Raw genomic sequence first — 18,934 nt, 5'->3', positions numbered from 1 at the left:
TCGCGACGTTGGCCGGCGCCCCATCGCCTTCGCCGGCGTGCGGCCCGACCGTGGAACCACAGCGAGCCGAACCCACCGGAGCGATCCCATGACGAACCTCAGCCTCAACCTCTCCGAGTCCGCGGCCATGTACCCGGACCACCCCGCGATCCGCCTGGACGACGACGTCCTCAGCTACGCCGCCCTCGACGACGCCGCCGCCCGCGTGACGACCCTGCTCCAGGAGTACGGCGTACGGCCCGGCAGCCGGGTCGGTCTAATGCTGCCGAACATTCCCGAGTTCGCGATGATCTTCTACGGAATCCTGCGGGCGGGTGCGGTCGCCGTACCGATGAACCCGCTGCTGAAGCGGCGGGAGGTCGGGTACTACCTCGGCGACTCAGGCGCCGAGGTGCTGTTCGCCTGGCACGAGGTCGCGGCGGAGGCGGCGGCCGGAATGTCCGGCGGCCGGCTGGTTCCGGTCGCGCCGGTGGAGTTCCGCGCCTTCGTGGCCGGGCGTCACCCGTCGGCCGAACCGCTCAGCCGCGACGGCGACGACACCGCCGTGATCCTCTACACCTCCGGCACCACTGGCCGTCCGAAGGGCGCCGAGCTCACACACAGCGGGCTGAACGCCAATCAGGCCGTCACCGCCCGGACGCTGCTCCTGATCGGGCCGGACGACATCGTGATGGGCTGCCTGCCGCTGTTCCACGTGTTCGGCCTGACCTGCGGCCTGAACGCGGCGATCGCCAACGGCGCCACCCTGACACTGATCCCGCGCTTCTCCCCCGCCAAGGCGCTCGAGGTGATCCAGCGCGACCGGGTCACGGTCTTCGAAGGCGTCCCGACGATGTACGCCGCGATGCTCGGCGTGCCCGATCGTGAACAGTACGACGTCCACACGCTGCGGACCTGCGTCTCGGGCGGCGCCGCGCTGCCGGTCGAGGTGCTGCGCGGGTTCGAGGACGCGTTCGGCTGCATCATCCTGGAGGGCTACGGCCTGTCCGAGAGTTCACCGGTCGCGTCGTTCAACCACCCGAACGCGGTCCGCAAGCCCGGCTCGATCGGTACGCCGATCGAGGGCGTCCGGATGCGTGTCGTCGACGAGGACCGCCGCCTGGTGCAGCCTGGTGAGATCGGCGAGATCCAGATCGGCGGCCACAACGTCATGAAGTCCTACTGGAACAAGCCCGCGGAGACCGCGGCGACCATCGACGCCGACGGCTGGCTGAGCACCGGCGACATGGCCCGCCAGGACGAGGACGGCTACTTCTACATCGTCGACCGGAAGAAGGACCTGCTGATCCGGGGCGGCTACAACGTCTACCCCCGCGAGGTCGAGGAGGTGCTGTACGAGCACCCGGCGGTGGCCGAGGCGGCCGTCGTCGGCATCCCGCACCCCTCGCTCGGCGAGGAGATCGGCGCCGCCGTCGCCCTCAAGGAGGGTACGACGGCCACGCCCGAGGAACTGCGCGACTTCGTCAAGGGCCGGATCGCCGCGTACAAGTATCCGCGAGCGGTGTGGATCGTCGACGAGCTGCCGAAGGGCCCGACCGGCAAGATCCAGCGTCGCGAGGTCGTCGTACCGCAGGGAACGCCGCGATGAGCACGCCCGCCGACGAGCTCGCCGCCCCGCTCGACCTGCTGCTGACCAGCGCGGCGATCGGCCCGCTGCGCCGCTTCGCCCCGAACGCCGCCTGGGCCCGGATGGCGACCGGGCTGGCCGCCAAGCCCGGAACACTCGGGCAGCGGGCCGCGCACCTGGCCGGCGAACTCGGCCAGATCGCGCTCGGTCATTCCAGCCGCACACCGTCGCGCCGGGACCGGCGCTTCGCGGACCCGGCGTGGACGCAGAACCCGGTGCTGCGCCGGATCGTCCAGGCCTACCTGGCCGCCGCCGAGACCGCCGCGGCCCTGCCCGCGGACGCCGGGCTGGGCTGGCGGGACCGGCAGCGGATGACCTTCGTCGTCGACAACCTCGTCGAAGCTCTTGCCCCGAGCAACAATCCCGTGGTGAACCCTTCGGCCTGGAAGGCGCTGATCGACACCGCGGGCCTCAGCTCGCTCGCCGGCGCCCGGAACCTGGTGCGCGACCTGTCGACCGCGCCGCGGGTTCCGAGCATGGTGGAGCCGACGGCGTTCGAGGTCGGGAAGACCGTCGCCGTCACCCCCGGCGCCGTGGTGTTCCGCAACGAGGTGCTCGAGCTGATCCAGTACGCCCCGCAGACCGAGAAGGTGCGGACCGTGCCGCTGCTGATCGTCCCGCCGGTGATCAACAAGTACTACGTGGTCGATCTCGCCCCCGGCCGCAGCATGGTCGAGTACTTCGTCCGGCAAGGTCAGCAGGTGTTCACGATCTCCTGGCGGAACCCGGACGCACGGCACCGGGACTGGGACTTCGACACGTACGGCGCGGCGATCCTGGAGGCGATGGACGCCGTACGCCGGATCTGCAGGAGCGCCACCACGCATCTGTTCGCGACCTGCTCCGGCGGGATCCTCGCCGGCATGCTGCTCGGCCACCTCGCCGACCGCGGTGACCTCGACCGCGTCGAGAGCTTCACACTCGCCGTCTCGGTCCTCGACCAGAGCCAGGCCGGACTGGCCTCAGCAGCTCTGGACGAACGGATGGCCGCGGCGGCCATCGCCTCGTCGGCGTCGAAGGGGTTCCTCGACGGCCGGGCGTTGGCCGAGGTGTTCGCCTGGTTGCGGCCGACCGATTTGATCTGGAGCTACTGGGTCAACAATTACCTGCAGGGCCGGGCGCCGACAGCGTTCGACGTCCTGTTCTGGAACGCGGACACGACGCGGATGACCGCCGCGCTGCACCGCGGGTTCGTCGAGCAGGCGATGACGAACGCGCTCGCGGAGCCCGGCGCGGCAACCATGCTCGGCTCCCCCGTCGACCTCGGCAAGATCAGCACACCGTCGTACGTCGTGGCCGGCATCGCCGATCACATCTGCCCGTGGCAGTCGTGCTACCGCAGTACGCAGCTGCTCGGCGGCCCGAGCAGGTTCGTGCTGTCGACGGCCGGGCACATCGCGTCGATGGTCAATCCGCCGGACAACCCGAAGGCGACGTACCAGGTCAACGACGACACTCCTCCGGAGCCGGACGAATGGTTGCGCACGGCCTCGACCGAGCAGGGATCGTGGTGGCCGGACTACATCAGCTGGCTCGGTCGCCGCAACGGGCGAACGAAGCCGGCGCCGAAGACGCTCGGCGGCGGCGGGCTCGCGCCGCTCGAGGACGCGCCCGGCAGCTACGTGCGGGAGTCCTGACGTGGACCACCTGACGGTCGCCGGGCGACGGATCCGGTACGACGTACAGCTCGGCGACCGGCGTCGTGCGCCGCTGGTGCTGTGCTGCGGGATCGGCGCCGGGCTCGAAGTACTGCAGCCTGTGGTGGACGAGCTGGAGCAGACGGTGATCCGCTTCGACGTACCCGGCGTCGGTGGGTCGCCGACCGCACTGATCCCGGACGGTATCCCGCGGCTGGCCTGGATCGTCGACCGGCTGCTGACCGAGCTCGGGTTCCGCGAGGTCGACGTACTGGGGCTGTCGTGGGGCGGGGCGCTCGCGCAGCAGCTCGCGTTCCAGCATCGGCGCCGCGTCCGCCGGCTCGTGCTCGTCAGCACCGGAACCGGTGTGCTGATGGTGCCCGGACGGCCCAGCACGTTGTTCACAATGGTCACGCCGCGCCGGTTCGCCGATCCGGAGTACGCCGCCGGCGTCGCGGCGTACCTGTACGGCGGCAGCGCGCGGCAGCGCTCCGACCGGATCCGGGCGGTCTTCGGCCGCCAGGAGCGAGCAGGCTCACGGCGCGGGTACCTGTACCAGCTCGCGGCCGGCGCCTGCTGGACCAGCCTGCCGTTCCTGCGGCTGCTCCGGCAGCCGACGCTCGTCCTCACCGGTGACGACGACCCGATCGTCCCGGTCGTCAACGGCCGCATCCTCGCCCGGCTGATCCCGGACGCCGAACTGCACGTCTACCGCGGCGGGCACGTCGAGCTCGTCACCGAGGCACCGTCGCTGGTGCCGGTCATCACCGACTTCCTGTCCCGGTAAGGGGGAATCATGACCACCGACCCGATCGACTTCTACGGTCTCGAACTGCTGCTCGACGACCACGACCGCGAACGCCTGCACGCGGTCCGCGCGTTCGGCGACCAGCAGGTCGCGCCGATCATCAACGACTACTGGGCCCGCGCGGCCTTCCCGTTCGACCTGATCCCCGCGATCCGCGATCTCGCCATCGTCGGTACGCCGTACACCGGGTACGGGTGCCCCGGCCGGAGCTTCCTGCTCGACGGCCTGATCGCGATGGAGCTGAGCACCGCCGACCCGTCGATCGCGACGTTCTTCGGCGTCCACAGCGGCCTGTCGATGGGCTCGATCTACCTGTGCGGCTCCGACGAGCAGAAGCAGCGCTGGCTGCCCGCGATGGCACGCCTGGAGCAGATCGGCGCGTTCGGGCTCACGGAGCCGGACGTCGGGTCGGGAGCCTCGCGCGGGCTGCGGACGACCGCTCGGCGCGACGGCGACAGCTGGGTGCTGAGCGGGCAGAAGAAGTGGATCGGCAACGCGACGTTCGCCGACCTGACGGTGATCTGGGCGCGTGACGTCGAGGACGGACAGGTCAAGGGGTTCGTGGTCGAGAAGGACACGCCCGGGTTCAGTACGTCCAAGCTCGAGGACAAGATGGCGCTACGCGTGGTCCAGAACGCGCTGATCACCCTCGACGAGGTACGCGTACCGGAAGCGAACCGGCTGGACGGCGCGAACTCCTTCAAGGACACCGCCAAAGTGCTGCTGATGACGCGCGCCGGGGTCGCCTGGATGGCGGTCGGCTGTGCCCGTGGCGCGTACCGGCACGCGCTGGCCTACGCTCGCGACCGGCAGCAGTTCGGGCGGCCGATCGCCGGGTTCCAGCTGGTGCAGGACCTGCTCGTCCGGATGCTCGCCAACACCACGGCGTCCGCGACGCTGTGCGCCCGGCTCTCCCAGCTGCAGGACGGCGGTGTCGCGTACGACGAACACGCGTCGCTGGCGAAGGCGTTCTGCACGATGCGCATGCGCGAGACGGTCGGCTACGCGCGCGAGCTCCTCGGCGGCAACGGCATCCTCCTCGAACACAACGTCGGCCGGTACGTCGCCGACGCCGAGGCCATCTACTCCTACGAGGGCACGCGCGAGATGAACACCCTCATCGTCGGCCGCGCGATCACGGGCGAGTCGGCCTTCGCGTGATCAGCTCAGAGGGCGCCGGACAGCCAGGACGAGGCGACCTCGAACTTGTGCTCGAGGCGGGCACGGACCGCGTCCGCGACCAGCTGCTCGAGACGGTTGCCGACGACCGGGACCGACGCCGTCACGCGCAGATCGAACGCCTGCAAGGTCCCGCGGCCTTTCGGCACGATGCGCGTCGTACCGGACAGCTTCACCGGTACGCCGGCCAGCTGGCCGTTGACGTCGGCGTGCCGCGCACCGTCGACGTCGGGACGATGCCACACCTTGGACTGCGCGAGTTCCAGCGTGTGGCCGACGAACCTGCGCGTGACGACCGGCACGTCGGACAGCTGCGTCTGCCAGTGGACCTGTACCGCGAGGTCGTCGCCGTCGTCTCCCACCACCACGTCGTACGACTGCGCCTGCAGCCGCTGGAACACCTGTTCCTGGAACGTGACGTCGGTGATCATCGCGAAGACCTCCTCCGGAGAGGCGTCGTACGACGTGGCGAGAGACAGATCCATGGCCCCATCTTGCACCGCGCCCCGGGCGAACAATCCTCGGCCGAGGGTGGTGACACGGTGCGCGACTTTCGGTAACCTTTTCGTGATGTTCACCGCGTAGCTGACTGAGAACGGGGCTTGGGAAGCGCATGCACATCGACCATTTCGCACCGGGCGGTGCGTAACCGACACATGTCCATACAGACGTCCGTACCCACCGCCGCCCTCCACATCGACGTCACCGACGAGTACGACGAGGACGCACTGATCCGGCTCGCGCAAGCGGGCGACGGTGCCGCCTTCGGCCGCCTCTACGACCGGTACCTGCCGTCGATCTACCGCTACACCTACAGCAAGACCTCGTCGCGCAGCGCGGCCGAGGACCTGACCAGCGAGACGTTCCTGCGGGCGTTCCGCGCGATCGCCCGCCGGCCGCGGGCGCACCTCAACTTCGCGGCCTGGCTGGTCACCATCGCCCGGAACGTGGTGATCGACCATCACCGCTCCGGCTGGAGCCGGCTGGCGATCGTCACCGACGAGGTCGATCCGCAGGTGGACGACGCGATCGGGCCCGAGCAGGCCGCGCTCGCGTCGGTGAGCGAGGCGTCGCTGCGCAACGCCCTCGACCGGTTGCCGGACGACCAGCGCGAGTGCCTGTTGCTCAGGTTCTTCGCCGGCCTCTCGATCAACGAGACAGCGGTCTCGATGGATCGCACCGACGGCGCGATCAAGCAACTGCAGTTCCGTGCGACCAACCGGCTGCGCCGGATCCTGAAAGACCTGTAGATGAAGGCCTGCGAGCACGGGAACCCGATCGGATCGCCGAGTTGCCGGTTCGTGAAGGCACGCGAAACACGGGACACAAGTGCTTGCGCCACCTCCTACGTTCCGGTAGGAAAGGGCGGGTGCCATCCGGCTCACGACCGCCCCAGTCGTTCGACAGCGTTCGCGGGCGGTCGACAACTCATATCTCACGGGGAGATATCTCATGAGCAATCCTTACGACGAGCAGAACAACGAGAGCCAGTATGGCGAGCAGGGTGGTCGAGAGGAGTCCGGGAACTCCTACGGATCCGGTGACCAGGGCAACAACTCCGGTGACCAGGGCAACGACTTCGGCCGGGATTCCAGCGGAGGGGAATCCGGAGGCGACAGCTCGTACGGCTCGGGTGGCGGCAGCGACTACGGTCAGGGCGGCGACAACGAGCGCTCCGGCGGCGAGTCCGGCGGCGACTACGGTCAGGGCCAGGAGTCCGGCAGCGGCGAGTCGAGCTTCGGCGGCTCCGGCGACGGCGGCTCCAATGAAGGCGGCTTCGGCGAAGGCGGCTCCGGCGGTGGCGGCGACTACGGCCAGCGTGAGGAGTCCGGCAGCAGCTACGGTTCGGGCGACTCCAACGACGGAAACTCCAACGGTGGCAGCGAATTCGGCCAGCGTGAGGACTCGGGCAGCAGCTACGGCTCCGGCGACTCGAACGACAACAACAACTACGGAAACTGATCGGGGTCAGACAATGGGTGTGTTCGACAACATCAAGGACGCTGCCGAGAACCTGAAGGACAAGGCGGCGGACCTGGTGGACGGTCACGGCGACAAGGTCTCCGACGGCCTCGACAAGGCCGGCGACTTCGTCGACGAGAAGACCGGCGGCCAGTACGGCGACAAGATCGACCAGGGCGTCGGCACGGCCAAGGACCAGCTCGACGGCCTCGACGGCCAGAACGACGACATCCCTGACAACAACCAGGGCTGATCGGACGCCTGCACACTGAGGCGGCCGCGGGACTTCCCCGCGGCCGCCTCAGGCCATGTCAGGCACTGAACGCCTGCACGGTCAGCGCCGCGAACCGGCGCGAGGCCGCCAGCCGGGTGGCCGGCGCCGAGGCTTGCAGTCCCCGGTGCGCGGTCAGCATGATGACCAGATCGCTCAGCTCGAAGTCGCGCCGGAGCTGACCACGCGCCTTCGCCCGCCGGGCAAGCCTGGCCATCGACTTCAGCGTCAGCTCGCGGCTCGCCGAGCTGTCGATCGCGTCCGGGTACGTCGCCAGGAACGCCTCCGTGAAACCTCGATGCCGGATGTGCAGGTCGCAGATCCGCTCGATCACCAGACAGAAGCCCTGCCAGGGATCCGCGGCCGCCAGCCCTTCTTCGACGATCGCCTCGCAGGCCCGCACCTGTTCGGCGAAGGCCGCGGTGGCCAGTGCCTGTTTCGTCGGGTACCGGCGATACAGCGTGGCGGGGCCGACACCGGCGTGCCGGGCGATCTCCCGCATCGGGACGTCCAATCCTTCGTTCGCGAACAACGTCCGCGCCGCCGCCAGGATCCGCTCGCGGTTGTCCTCCGCGTCGGAGCGCAGTTTCTGAGGCAAACGATCCGTCATTCCTCTCACTCTACTCAAACGGACGGGTGCGTCCACTTACGCTCGGAGGTGTCGAGAGGAGACAACAGTGAAGGCAGTGGCCATCAAGGCGTTCGGCGGACCCGACGGGCTGAGCGTTGTCGACGTCCCGGCGCCGGAACCGGGCGAGGGCGAGGTGCTGGTCGCGGTCGAGGCGATCGGGGTCGGGGGCGTGGATGCGGTGATCCTCAGCGGCTCCCTCGGCGACTTGGGATTCCGCGAAGGTCTCGTGCCCGGATCGGAGGTCGCCGGGACGGTGGTTGCCGTCGGCCACAACACGGACCGGTCCTGGATCGGCCGGCGCGTCTGGGCGTTCACCGGTCTCGGCGGCGGGTACGCCGAGCAGGCGACCGCCGCTGTCGAGGACGTCGTACCGTTGCCGCCCGGGCTGTCCGCGGCCGCATCGGTGACGCTCGGCAGCTCCGGCGTCGTGGCGCATTTCGGCCTACAGCATGCACGGTTCAGTCCCGGCGAGTCCGTTCTGGTGCGTGGCGCCGCCGGCAGCATCGGCATCCTCGCCGTCCACCTCGCCGCGCACGGCGGTGCGCCGGCCGTCGCGGTCACGACCTCATCCGCGGAACGCGGTGAGCTGTTGCGCAAGGTCGGTGCGACGCATGTGCTGGACCGTTCCGGCGCGGGCGACGACACCGCTCCCCCGGCGTACGACGTGATCGTCGACATCGTGTCCGGCCCGGACCTGCCGTCCTTCGTCGGCAAGTTGCGGCCGAACGGCCGGCTCGTTGCCGTCGGGGCGGTGGGCGGTCCGCCGCCGGCCGAGCTCGCGGCGGCGTTGATGGCCAACTTCCGCAAGTCGGTGACGTTCGCAACCTTCAGCGCCGACACAGTTGCGTCGGCCGAACGCCGCACCGTCAGGACAGCACAGTTCGCCGAGGCCGCGGACGGCCGGCTGCCACTCGTCATCCATGAACAGCTGCCGCTGGACGACGCCGTACTGGCTCATCGGAAGATGAAGAACGGCGAGGTCTTCGGACGGATCGTCCTGCTCCCCTAGTCCTCGGGTCGCGCTAGTCCTCGGGTTCGCCGGCGGTGGCAAGGGTGATGAGGCGTTCGGCGACCTGGGCGCAGCGTTCTTCGGCGCTGCCGCGGGCGGTGCCGGTGTAGCGCAGGCGGGCGGCCGCGGTGAGCGGATCGGCGTGGACCTCGATCAGGGCGCCGCCGGGACGCGAGTGCACCTTGATCGTGATCCGTACCCAGCCGCCCAGTCCGCTGCGGAGCCGGAAGGCCAGTTCGTCCTCGGGCCGCCAGCGCTCCACCGTCGCGACGACGAGATGACGGTTGTGGGCGTGGCGTGCGCGTGGCTCGCGGCCGTCGTACCGCTGGATAACGCTGCCCGGCGCCGGCCAGTTCGGCCCGGCCCGCAGCTCCGGCGGTACGGCGACCATCCACTCGGCGAACGTCGCCGAATCCCGGACGACCGCCATGACGGCATCCACGGTCACGGCGCCGAACCGCCATGCCATCACCATCGGGCGCCGTTTCCCTCTCTGCTCCGCTGTCCGCTGCGCGCCTCCACCGCACGCCTCCGCGCACGTGTCTACCAGTTGCCCCGGCCAACAGACATCACAGAATCCCGACGGCCGATGAGGAACCGGTCACAAGTCCTGGACCACCGGCCAACTGCCTTCCTCGTCAACCGATCCGGGTCGCGGTGAACTTTTCCGGGCCGTCCGGAATCCAATGCGTTGAACGGAGGCTGGGGTGCCTCCGCGCCAAGGGGAGGGACGATTCAGATGTTTCGTAAGACCGTAGGTCTGGCCTCGGCAGGCATGCTCGCCGTGGGCCTGGGGGCAGCGGCCATGGCGCCGGCCGCGCAGGCGAAGCCGGCCGCAGCGGACAGCACGACCTCGACCACCGCGGCGTGCGCGCTGCGGCTGGGCTCGGTGACGTCGACCGGTGCGTTCACCAGCAGGATGATCAACGCCACAGCGCCGATCACCGTCGGCGGGGTCCGCGGTACCGCCGGGGTCTTCCCGGCGAACCAGGTCCAGCACATCAGCACGTTCTACGCCGCACCGCTGGGCAGCGGCGAGTCGCGGTCCGGGCTCGCCGTGATGGGCGGAGCCCTGTACTCGAGCTCGTTCGTCGTCGACAGCCAGAGCCAGCTCGACCCGCACTACCCGCACAACAACCTTCGGATCGGAGGCGGCTGGAGCAACTACCGCTGGATCGAGGAGTCGATCCTGCAGCCGGCGAACGCCGGGAACCCGGCCCGCGTCCTGCTGTACGGCCAGCGCACCGACGGCATCACCCAGCGCTGGGTGTCCGACGGCGGCAGCTGGCGCGTCACGTCCGGGGTCGGTGGCCTCAGCACGGTCAAGGGCATCGCGGTGATCGGCCGTACCGCGACCACCGAGACGTTCCTGGCCAACACCCGGGCCGGCGCCCTGGTCACGCTCACGTGGCCGACCAGCTACCTGAGCGCGCCGACCAGCAGGGTCGTCCGCGGCTCGACCTGGCAGGGCTTCGAGCAGCTGATCGCGACCAAGTGCGGCACGAGCGGCACGCTGCTGCTCGGCATCGACCGCGACACCAAGTCCGGTTACCTGTACGCCGTCGGACACGCCAATGGCACCGCCACCGTGATCAAGAGTCTCGGCAAGGTCCCGCTGACGTTCTCCGACCCGAAGTACTTCCGGATCGCCCCGAAGTACGACGTGCTGAACGGCGGCTAGTCATCCGGCCTGCGCAAATCGGCCAACGGCCCAGATGGGCGCCGCCCCTTCGCTGTGGGGAACGCCTCCCGAGGACCGCTGACGGCGACCGTTATGATGGTGCCTGCTTGACCGGTGGTGGGGCTCGCCGGAACCAACTGTCGCCGGTCGGCGGCCAACAGTCCCTACCTGAGGAACCTCGCGGCGCCGTGCCGGGAGGTCTGTCCAGGTAGGAGGCCTGTCTGTGGAGCACCACCCCGTCACCCCGCTGCCCCGGGGGCCTGTCGACTCCGACGTGGACCTGCGCGTCGACGGCCGGGACCGCCGTACGTACGATCCGGTGGTCCTCGGCGCGATCGCGGTCGGCGGTGCTCTCGGCGCGGCGGCGCGGTACCTCGTCGGGCTCGGCTGGCCGACGCCGCCGGGCGGGTTCCCGTTCAGCACGCTGGTGATCAACGTTGTGGGCTGCGGGCTGATCGGGATCCTGATGGTCCTGGTCACGGACGTGTTCACCCGGCAGCGCCTGCTGCGACCGTTCCTCGGTACGGGGGTGCTCGGTGGGTTCACGACGTTCTCGACGTACGCCGTCGACATCCAGCAGCTCGTCTCCGGTGGACACGCCGGGACCGCACTGCTCTACCTCGCCACCACGATCGTCGGGGCGCTGCTCGCCGTCCGGGCCATCGTCAGTGCGACCCGCGCCTTGATCACCTGGAGGTCGCGATGACCCGGCTCCTGCTGGTGATCGCCGGTGGTCTGATCGGGGCGCCGCTGCGCTACCTCGCCGACCGCGCGGTGCAGGCGCGGCACGACTCTCTGTTCCCGTGGGGCACGTTCAGTGTCAACGTCGTGGGATCGCTGGTCCTGGGATTCCTGGCCGGCGCGTCGTCGGCTCTCCCCCACGACGTCCAGCTGTTGGTCGGCACCGGCTTCTGCGGCGCGCTCACGACGTACTCCACCTTCTCCTACGAGACCATTCGCCTCTTCGAGGACCGGGCCCGCTTCCTCGCCGTCGCCAACGTCACCGCCAGCATCGCCGCCGCTCTCGGCAGCGTCTTCCTCGGCGCGACGATCAGCCAGGCGATCTGGACCTGACGCGATCAGCGGTCCATCTCCAGACCCTAGCCCTGGCGCGCCTGTTCGAGGGATGACACGGTCAGGCGCGTTCGGCGCGATGCACCTATCGTTGGGCGGCAGGCGTTTTCCGTGGAGGGGTGGATGCTGGACCGGTCGGAGTCCGCAGTGGGGATTGTTCTCCGGTCCCGGTTCTACCGGTCGGCGTTCCTGGCGTTGCTGATCTCCGGCATCGGGGTGTCCTCGGCTACGCCGCAGCTGACGCTGTTCCTGGTGCGGGACCTGGACACACCGTTGCCGGTGGCAGGGTTGTACTACGTGACGAATCTGGCCGCGCCGCTCGCCGGCTTCCTGGTCGGGCGCTGGTCGGACCGCACGCAGAACCGGTTGCTGTGGTTCCGGGTGTGCGCGGTGATCGGGGCGGCCGGCTGGCTGGCGATGGCCGCGGCGACCGCGGTCTGGATGCCGTTCGTGATCAGCGTGCTGGCGCTGAGTGTCTCCGGCGGCGCGATGGCGCAACTGTTCGCGGCGTGCCGCGACGAGCTCAGCCGGCATCCGACGCGCGCCGAGAACCGCGTGATCGCGACGATCCGGATGGCCTTCACAACCGGCTGGATCCTCGGGCCGGTGTTCGGCAGCTGGTTCGGCGGTGTGTTCGGGCTGCGGGCGTTGCTGGTGGCAACGGCGGTCTGCGCGTTCGCCCAGGTGCTCCCCCTCGGCCGGCAACGCGTCGAGCGGTACGACGATCCGCACGCGGCCACGCGCTCGGAGCGGCGGCGGATCGACCACATGCTGCCGCTGCTGATCTTCACCGCGGTCTGTGTCCTCGCGATGACCGGTGACACGATCAAGTTCGGGTACCTGCCGATCTACATGGCCGAGCAACTCCACGTGTCCGACGCGATGCGCGGCGCCGTGATCGGCATCCAGCCGCTGCTCGAACTGCTCCTGCTTCCGGTGGTCGCGCGGTTCGCCGACCGCTTCGGCGCGATGCGGGCGATGACCGTCGGCGCCGTACTCGGACTGGCCGGCAACCTCGCCTACGCGCTCAGTACGTCGGTCGCCGGGCTGTTCCTCGGCCAGGCGCTGACCGCTGGACTGTGGGCGTGCGTCGGCGCGCTCGGCGTCTCGATCGCACAGCGCCTCTATCCCGAGGGGGTCGGCACCGCGTCCGGCATCTTCCTCAGCGCGATCCCGCTCGGCTCCGCGATCGGCGGCACCATCGGCGGCATCGGCGTGGCCGCGATCGGTCTCCCCCACGTCTTCTTCGTCCCCGCCGGTCTCACCGCGCTCGCGATCGTCGCGTTCGCGATCCTCAGCGCCCGCGAGTGAGCGGGTCCGCCCGACGCCGTGCGTCAGGCGGACCCGGTTCTGGGAGACCCCGCTACGTCAGTCCTTGAACGCGTCCTTCGCCTTCTCGCCGGCCTGCTTCAGGTCAGCCTTCGACTTCTCGGCCTGCCCTTCGGCCTGCAGGTCCCGGTTGTCGGTCGCGTCGCCGACCTTCTCCTTGGCCTTGCCCTTCGCGGCCTCGGCCGCGTTCTCGAGCTTGTCCTTGTTGTTCATCGTTGTCGCCTCCCGTCTGCACTCACCGCTGCCGGTACCCGCGCCGCGACCCGCCGAATCACACCAGATAGCGGTCGCCCGGGTGCACGATCCGGAGCCAGCGGCACCCGTACGGCGCGAGGTCGAGCGACAGTACGCCGTCGTCCCGGACGTCCGCCGTACCGTCGGTCAGCAGGTCAACCGCGCGCACGCCGACTCCGGTCCCGGCCACGGCCACGCTGACCTCGGCGGACTCGGGCGCGAAGTTGTGCAGGGCAACGATCGTGCCTCCGTCGTGGTCCGAGCGGTGTGCGAACACCGACGCCACACCGGTGTCCAGGACAGTGCACGTCCCCCAGGACAGCTCCGGGCACTCGCGGTACCGCACGATCAACAGCTTCAGCCAGTTGAACAGCGACTCCGGGTCGCGCCGCTGGGCCGCCACGTTGACGTTCTGCGGTCCGAACTCGCCCTCGACCATCGGCGCGGGCAGCCGCGACGGATCGGCCGTCGAGAACCCGCCGTCCGGATCCGCCGTCCACTGCATCGGTGTCCGCACGGCCTGCCGGTCCGCGGCCGCGAGGTTCTCCCCCATGCCGATTTCCTCACCGTAGAAGAGGACCGGCGTCCCCGGCAGCGAGAAGAGCAGGCTGTAGACCATCCGCAGCCGCGCCGGGTCGTTGCCCAGCATTGGCGGCAACCGGCGGCGCAGCCCTCGCCCGTACAACTGCATGTTCTCGTCCGGGCCGAACGCGTCGAACACTTCCTGCCGTTCGGCGTCGGACAGCTTGTCCAGCGTCAACTCGTCGTGGTTCCGGACGAACGTCCCCCACTGCGCTTCCTCCGGCGGATCCGGCCGCTCCCGCAAGGTCTTCACCAGCTCGGCCGGATCGTTGCGGGCCAGCGACAGGTACAGCCGCTGCATGAGGTTGAAGTCGAAGCACATCGTCAGCTCGTCGCCGTCCTCGTCACCGAAGAAGCGTCGTAGGTCGGGATACTCCAGGTTCACCTCGCCGAGCAGCATCGACTGCCCGTGCCGTCGGTCGAGGAACGCCCGCAGGTCGCGCAGGTAGTCGTGCGGATCGGGCAGGTCGGCCGCGTCCTGCGACCCCGACGTGTCGAGCAGGAACGGCACCGCGTCGACCCGGAAGCCCGACAGCCCGATCGCGGACCAGAAGCCGATCACCCGCTCGATCTCCTCGCGGACCTCGGGGTTCGCGATGTCGAGGTCCGGCTGGTAGCGGTAGAACCGGTGCAGGTAGTACTGCCCCGCCTGCTCGTCGTACTGCCAGAGGCTCTTCTCCTTGTCGGGGAAGACGACGCCCTTCTCCGCGTCCGGCGGCGGCTCGTCCCGCCACACGTACCAGTCGCGGTACGGCGACTGCCGGGACGCGCGCGCACTCTTGAACCACGGGTGCTGGTCCGACGTGTGGTTCACCACCAGGTCGGCGATCACCCGCATCCCGCGGTCCCGGGCCAGCATGATCAGCTCGACCAGGTCGCCGTGCGTCCCGAGCCGCGGATCGACGCCGTAGAAGTCCGTGACGTCGTAGCCGTCGTCACGGTCCGGCGTCGGGTAGAACGGCATCAGCCACAGGCACGTCACGCCCAGCTCGGCCAGGTGGTCGATCCGCTGACACACCCCGCGTAGATCCCCCCGCCCGTCACCGTCGGTGTCGAAGAACGTCTCGACATCGAGGCAGTAGATCACGGCGTTCTTCCACCAGACGTCGGCCGTTTCGGTCAGGCGCATGTCCCGCCGGTACCCGGCGCTTGAACGAGTACACCCGCGGGAACCGGCCGGTCATGACGATTCAGAGCTCGGTCTGGCTGGGGACCGCGAGCCTCCCGAGGTACCAGGCACTCGACGCCGATCAGGAGACCGACGTCGTCGTGGTCGGCGGCGGGCTCATCGGGCTGACCACCGCCCTCCACCTCCAGCAGGAAGGCGTCGGTGTGGTCCTGCTCGAGGGAGGGCGCATCGCGACCCGGACCAGCGGCAACACCACCGGCAAGGTCACGTCTCAGCACGGAGCCGTCTACGCCGGGTTGCTGGACCGTCACGGCCGCGACAAGGCACAGCAGTACGCCGCGGCGAACCAGGAAGCCGTCGACGAGGTCGACGCCATCGCCCGCCGGCTCGGCATCGACTGCGAACTCAGCCGCGGACCGTCCTACGTCTACTCGACAGGTGACCTGCGCGACGAGGCCGAGGCAGCGCGTGAACTCGGTCTTCCCGCACAGCTCGCCGACCCCCTGGAGATGGGGCTGCCCCTGTCAGCGGCCTCCGCCGTCCGGTTCGACAACCAGCTGCTCCTGCACCCCGCTCGCTACCTCGCGGGACTGGCGTCGGCCTTCACCGGCGCCGGCGGGCGGATCTTCGAGCGGACGCGCGTGACCGAGCTGAACGCGGAAGGCGACGGGGTCGAGGCACGGACCGAGTCCGGCCGGCGCGTCGTGGCCCGCCATGCCGTGGCCGCCACGTTGTTGCCGTTCGGCACACTCGGCGGGTACTTCGCCCGCACCCGGCCGAACCAGTCCCACGGCATCGCGGTGAAGCTTCCCGTCCAGGCGCCCACGGCGATGACGATCTCCGCCGAGGCGCCGACCCGCTCGACCCGGCCCTGGCCCGGAGGCGGTCCGAACGGCCTGATCGTGGTCGGCGCCGATCACGAGACCGGCGGGCAGGAGGACACCAACGCGTCGTACCAGAGCCTGGTCGACTGGGTCGACCAGCTGTGGGGCACGAAGGTACAGCCGGAGTACCGCTGGTCCGCCGAGGACTACAGCACGGCGGACCAACTGCCGTACGTCGGTAAGGCGCCCGGCTCCCCCGTGCTCGTCGCGACGGGCATGCACAAATGGGGCCTCAGCAACGGAACCGTTGCCGCCGGCATCCTTCGCGATCTCGTCCTCGGGCGGAGCAACCGGTGGAGCGACGTGTTCGACGCGGGCCGGATCGGCGACGCGCGGTCGGTCGCGAAGCTCGTCCAGGACAACCTCAAGGTCGGCAAGGAGTTCGCCGCCGGCCACCTTCGCCGGCTGCTCGGCCCCGGTCTCGACCACGTGGAGGTCGGCGAAGGCGGCCTGTTCGATCTCGACGGCACGACCGTCGGCGCGTACCGCGATCAGGGCGGCACGCTGCACACCGTCGTACCGGTCTGCACGCACCTCGGCTGCCCGCTGCGCTGGAACCAGGGCGACAGCACCTGGGACTGCAACTGCCACGGCTCCCGCTTCGCACCCGACGGCGCGGTCCTCGACGGTCCCGCCACCTCCCCGCTGGAGAAGCCGGATCAGCGGAACGGGAAGCGCGGGTAGCGGTAGCCCGGGAACCAGTACGGCGTCATGCCGTAGTAGCCGTACAGGTCCTCGAGGTTCTCGGTCGGGTCGAACTCCGTGAGCTCCGGGTCGTAGCCGGGCGCGTGCGCGATCTCGGTGCGCGTGCGGCCGATGGTGACCCTGTCCTCGGAGACCTCCACCACGGCGTCGACCGGAATCAGGCGGTGCTCGGCGCCCAGTCCGAGGAGCCCGCCGTGCGCGACGTCGAGCAACCGGACGCGACGCTCGTCGGCGTCCACGAACAGGCTGCTGACCTTCCCGATCTCCGTACCGTCCGAGTCCACCACGGTGGCACCCCGGACGTCGTCCTCGGCCTTCGCGAGCATCAGGTCGCTGTCGTCCAGCCGGACGAGTCCGAGCGGCTCTTTCTCGGTCATGGTCCGTCACCTCCAACAACCTTCCAGGTACCCGGCGATCCGCCGGCCATTCGGCCCCGCCCGTTCACGGACCGTCGATCTGTAGTCACGTGACGTATACGGCAGCTGCTGCGCGATCGTCTACGCCAGCTGAACGCGTCCAAGCCGGCCGGGATCGCGTTCAACCCCTGGGCATGATCAAACGGGCCTGATCAATCAGGGCCCGAGGTCAGCGACTCCGCGATCAGCTCGACCATCGCCGCGTGCCGCTTCGCCGCGGTCTCGGGCTGGCCGAGCGCGACCGTGTCCAGGAAGACCCGGCTCACCACCAGCTCGGCCGCCGCCTGCACCCGGGCGGCGTCGGCGACCACGTCGTCCGCGCCGCTCAGCAGGTCGGCCACGGTGGCGGTCGCGCCGGCGAACAACTCGGCCGCCCGGGACGCGATCTCCGGCCGGCCCTGGGCCTCCCGGAACACGATGATCCGGGCCGCCCGGTCGTTCTCCAGCTCCGCCACCAACGACGCCACGATCGCCCGCAGCCGCCCGCGGACCGTCCGCGGGCGCGCCGCGGACCGCAGTACCTCGCTCGGCTCCGGGCGCTCCTGCACGACCGCGATCAGCAGGTCGAGCTTGGTCGCGAAGTGGTAGAACACCAGCCCCGACGGCACGCCGGCCTCGGTCGCGATCCGGGCCGTCGACGTCGCGTCGTACCCGTGCTCCGCGAACAGCCGCTCGGCGGTCTCGATGATGAGCTGCCGTTTGGTCGGTCGCGGGGCGTGGTGTGCTTGAGCTGTCATGAGCCTGCTGGTTGGGCGGCGGGCCAGACTTCGCCTTTCCGTTCGGCAGCGAGCTCAGCGGCCCGCTTGAGGGACTTGAACACGTAGTCAGGTACCCGCAGGCCGCGCCGGTACGCCCACAGCAGTTCGTGCTCCGCGCGCCCGACCTGCCGCGCGTACTCCCGGAGCTCCTCCTCACCGCCGTCGCTCATCTTCAGCTGGGTCATCACGTCCCCGAAGTCGGCCACCTGACGCTTGTTGTAGGCGCCGACGACTTCGAACGTCCGCTTCCGCAGGCCGCGCGTCAGCCACTTCTGCCAGTCCGACAGCTGATCCCACAGTTCCTGCGCGGCCATCTGGTAGTACGCGAAGTGCCCCGGCTCCTGGCGGCGGATCGGCGCGACCACGGTCGCGGCGACGGCCCGCTCGCCGAGCTCGACCAGCCCGGCGTGGAACTTGTTGTAGGCAAGGACCGCGGAGCGCTCGGTGGCCAGCCCGGTCAGGTAATAGAGCATCCGGCTGATGTCCTGCACGCCGGGCATCCGGCCGAGCGCACCGAGGAACCTGAGGCGGAACGAGACCTCCGCCAGGTTCGGCTCGTGCGGATCCACACCGATCAGCTGCTGCAGCTTGTCGAGGATCTGCCCGTGGCGGGTCTCCTGCGGCATCCACACGTCCAGGTAGAAGTGCCTGTCGACCTCGGGCGGATCCGGCAGCAGAGCGTTCAGCTCGAGCACGTTGCGCTCGACCTCGAGCTCCACGCGGGTCATATAGGACAGTACGGAGCCGAACCGTTCGGCCAGCAGGCCCGGCTTCTTCATCGTGTAGTCGACGCTGCCGAGCGGGATCGGCGGGTGCTCCTCGCCCAGCCGATCGACATGATCGGCCAGCCGTGAGTCCTCCCGCCGACGGCCTCGCCGGCGCGGAACGGTCATATCACTCAACGACATCGCGGCACCTCGCTCGTTCGCCCAGGGATGCGCGCTCGATCCCCCACACCCAAGGCTAGCAAGTGACTGACTGATCAGTCAGTCAGAGACCTGTGATGCCCGCAACACAA

21 protein-coding genes are annotated in these 18,934 nt (G+C 69.6%); 13 read left to right on the top strand and 8 right to left on the bottom strand.

Features of this window, described 5'->3' with window-relative positions; genetic code table 11:
* Positions 1–88: 88 nt before the first annotated feature.
* Genes BJY22_RS23440 through BJY22_RS23425 form a run of 4 tightly spaced genes read left to right on the top strand, consistent with a single transcriptional unit; the run spans position 89 to position 5,233 of the window.
* Positions 89–1,588 (top strand): long-chain-fatty-acid--CoA ligase, encoded by a 1,500-nt coding sequence (locus BJY22_RS23440; protein WP_167210134.1) that lies wholly within the window; start codon positions 89–91, stop codon positions 1,586–1,588.
* A complete protein-coding gene (locus tag BJY22_RS23435) occupies positions 1,585–3,264 on the top strand; it encodes a PHA/PHB synthase family protein (protein ID WP_167210132.1) in 1,680 nt (559 codons plus the stop codon). Before BJY22_RS23440 ends, BJY22_RS23435 begins: the two co-directional genes overlap by 4 nt.
* Position 3,265: 1 nt before the next feature.
* Positions 3,266–4,051, top strand: a complete 786-nt coding sequence (locus BJY22_RS23430; protein WP_167210130.1) for an alpha/beta fold hydrolase — start codon at positions 3,266–3,268, stop codon at positions 4,049–4,051.
* A 9-nt stretch (positions 4,052–4,060) separates the two neighbouring features.
* Positions 4,061–5,233 carry an acyl-CoA dehydrogenase family protein gene (locus tag BJY22_RS23425; protein WP_167210128.1) on the top strand — a complete coding sequence of 391 codons (1,173 nt, stop codon included), beginning with the start codon at positions 4,061–4,063 and terminating at the stop codon, positions 5,231–5,233.
* A 5-nt stretch (positions 5,234–5,238) separates the two neighbouring features.
* Here BJY22_RS23425 and BJY22_RS23420 read toward each other — a convergent pair whose 3' ends face one another.
* Positions 5,239–5,736 (bottom strand): DUF2505 domain-containing protein, encoded by a 498-nt coding sequence (locus BJY22_RS23420; RefSeq protein ID WP_167210126.1) that lies wholly within the window; start codon positions 5,734–5,736, stop codon positions 5,239–5,241.
* Between the two features lie 171 nt (positions 5,737–5,907).
* Between BJY22_RS23420 and BJY22_RS23415 the strand changes: the two genes are divergently transcribed.
* From BJY22_RS23415 to BJY22_RS23405, 3 genes are all read left to right on the top strand, one after another.
* Positions 5,908–6,501: a sigma-70 family RNA polymerase sigma factor gene (locus tag BJY22_RS23415; protein WP_167210124.1), complete on the top strand. Its 594-nt coding sequence runs from the start codon at positions 5,908–5,910 to the stop codon at positions 6,499–6,501.
* A gap of 202 nt (positions 6,502–6,703) precedes the next feature.
* Complete coding sequence (locus BJY22_RS23410) at positions 6,704–7,213, top strand: hypothetical protein (protein WP_167210122.1); 510 nt, start codon at positions 6,704–6,706, stop codon at positions 7,211–7,213.
* Positions 7,214–7,226: 13 nt separating this feature from the next.
* The gene (locus BJY22_RS23405; RefSeq protein ID WP_167210120.1) at positions 7,227–7,466 is read left to right on the top strand and encodes an antitoxin; all 240 of its coding nucleotides are present in this window, start codon (positions 7,227–7,229) and stop codon (positions 7,464–7,466) included.
* A gap of 58 nt (positions 7,467–7,524) precedes the next feature.
* Here BJY22_RS23405 and BJY22_RS23400 read toward each other — a convergent pair whose 3' ends face one another.
* On the bottom strand, positions 7,525–8,094 hold the full coding sequence (locus tag BJY22_RS23400) for a TetR/AcrR family transcriptional regulator (RefSeq protein ID WP_167210118.1): 570 nt from the start codon (positions 8,092–8,094) through the stop codon (positions 7,525–7,527).
* A 67-nt stretch (positions 8,095–8,161) separates the two neighbouring features.
* Here BJY22_RS23400 and BJY22_RS23395 point away from each other — a divergent pair, with 67 nt between their 5' ends.
* Positions 8,162–9,124 (top strand): zinc-binding dehydrogenase, encoded by a 963-nt coding sequence (locus BJY22_RS23395; protein ID WP_167210116.1) that lies wholly within the window; start codon positions 8,162–8,164, stop codon positions 9,122–9,124.
* 13 nt (positions 9,125–9,137) lie between these two features.
* Here the strand turns inward: BJY22_RS23395 and BJY22_RS23390 are convergent, their stop codons facing one another.
* Entirely contained in the window at positions 9,138–9,599 is a 462-nt protein-coding gene (locus BJY22_RS23390) for a hypothetical protein (protein WP_167210114.1), read from the bottom strand.
* 264 nt (positions 9,600–9,863) lie between these two features.
* Between BJY22_RS23390 and BJY22_RS23385 the strand changes: the two genes are divergently transcribed.
* The 4 genes from BJY22_RS23385 to BJY22_RS23370 all read left to right on the top strand — a co-directional run bounded on the left by BJY22_RS23385 (position 9,864) and on the right by BJY22_RS23370 (position 13,190).
* On the top strand, positions 9,864–10,805 hold the full coding sequence (locus tag BJY22_RS23385; RefSeq protein WP_167210112.1) for a hypothetical protein: 942 nt from the start codon (positions 9,864–9,866) through the stop codon (positions 10,803–10,805).
* Between the two features lie 223 nt (positions 10,806–11,028).
* On the top strand, positions 11,029–11,511 hold the full coding sequence (locus BJY22_RS23380; RefSeq protein ID WP_337758885.1) for a fluoride efflux transporter FluC: 483 nt from the start codon (positions 11,029–11,031) through the stop codon (positions 11,509–11,511).
* The gene (crcB, locus tag BJY22_RS23375; RefSeq protein ID WP_167210110.1) at positions 11,508–11,879 is read left to right on the top strand and encodes a fluoride efflux transporter CrcB; all 372 of its coding nucleotides are present in this window, start codon (positions 11,508–11,510) and stop codon (positions 11,877–11,879) included. The genes BJY22_RS23380 and crcB overlap by 4 nt, the downstream gene beginning before the upstream one ends.
* Before the next feature lie 123 nt (positions 11,880–12,002).
* The gene (locus tag BJY22_RS23370; protein ID WP_167210108.1) at positions 12,003–13,190 is read left to right on the top strand and encodes an MFS transporter; all 1,188 of its coding nucleotides are present in this window, start codon (positions 12,003–12,005) and stop codon (positions 13,188–13,190) included.
* A gap of 57 nt (positions 13,191–13,247) precedes the next feature.
* Here BJY22_RS23370 and BJY22_RS23365 read toward each other — a convergent pair whose 3' ends face one another.
* A complete protein-coding gene (locus BJY22_RS23365; RefSeq protein ID WP_167210106.1) occupies positions 13,248–13,421 on the bottom strand; it encodes a CsbD family protein in 174 nt (57 codons plus the stop codon).
* A 58-nt stretch (positions 13,422–13,479) separates the two neighbouring features.
* Positions 13,480–15,153, bottom strand: a complete 1,674-nt coding sequence (locus BJY22_RS23360) for an alpha-amylase family protein (RefSeq protein ID WP_167210104.1) — start codon at positions 15,151–15,153, stop codon at positions 13,480–13,482.
* A gap of 53 nt (positions 15,154–15,206) precedes the next feature.
* Between BJY22_RS23360 and BJY22_RS23355 the strand changes: the two genes are divergently transcribed.
* Entirely contained in the window at positions 15,207–16,721 is a 1,515-nt protein-coding gene (locus tag BJY22_RS23355) for an FAD-dependent oxidoreductase (protein WP_167210102.1), read from the top strand.
* Here the strand turns inward: BJY22_RS23355 and BJY22_RS23350 are convergent.
* From BJY22_RS23350 to BJY22_RS23340, 3 genes are all read right to left on the bottom strand, one after another.
* Entirely contained in the window at positions 16,697–17,119 is a 423-nt protein-coding gene (locus BJY22_RS23350) for a PRC-barrel domain-containing protein (RefSeq protein WP_167210100.1), read from the bottom strand. The genes BJY22_RS23355 and BJY22_RS23350 overlap by 25 nt on opposite strands.
* Before the next feature lie 191 nt (positions 17,120–17,310).
* Positions 17,311–17,895 carry a TetR/AcrR family transcriptional regulator gene (locus tag BJY22_RS23345; protein ID WP_167210098.1) on the bottom strand — a complete coding sequence of 195 codons (585 nt, stop codon included), beginning with the start codon at positions 17,893–17,895 and terminating at the stop codon, positions 17,311–17,313.
* Complete coding sequence (locus BJY22_RS23340; protein ID WP_238350439.1) at positions 17,892–18,824, bottom strand: GTP-binding protein LepA; 933 nt, start codon at positions 18,822–18,824, stop codon at positions 17,892–17,894. The genes BJY22_RS23345 and BJY22_RS23340 overlap by 4 nt, the downstream gene beginning before the upstream one ends.
* Positions 18,825–18,934 lie beyond the last annotated feature (110 nt).

The organism is Kribbella shirazensis (assembly GCF_011761605.1).
Classification (GTDB): Bacteria; Actinomycetota; Actinomycetes; order Propionibacteriales; family Kribbellaceae; genus Kribbella; species Kribbella shirazensis.
The sequence above is the reverse complement of the archived record's forward strand: the minus strand, read 5'-3'. Positions and strand labels throughout refer to the sequence as shown.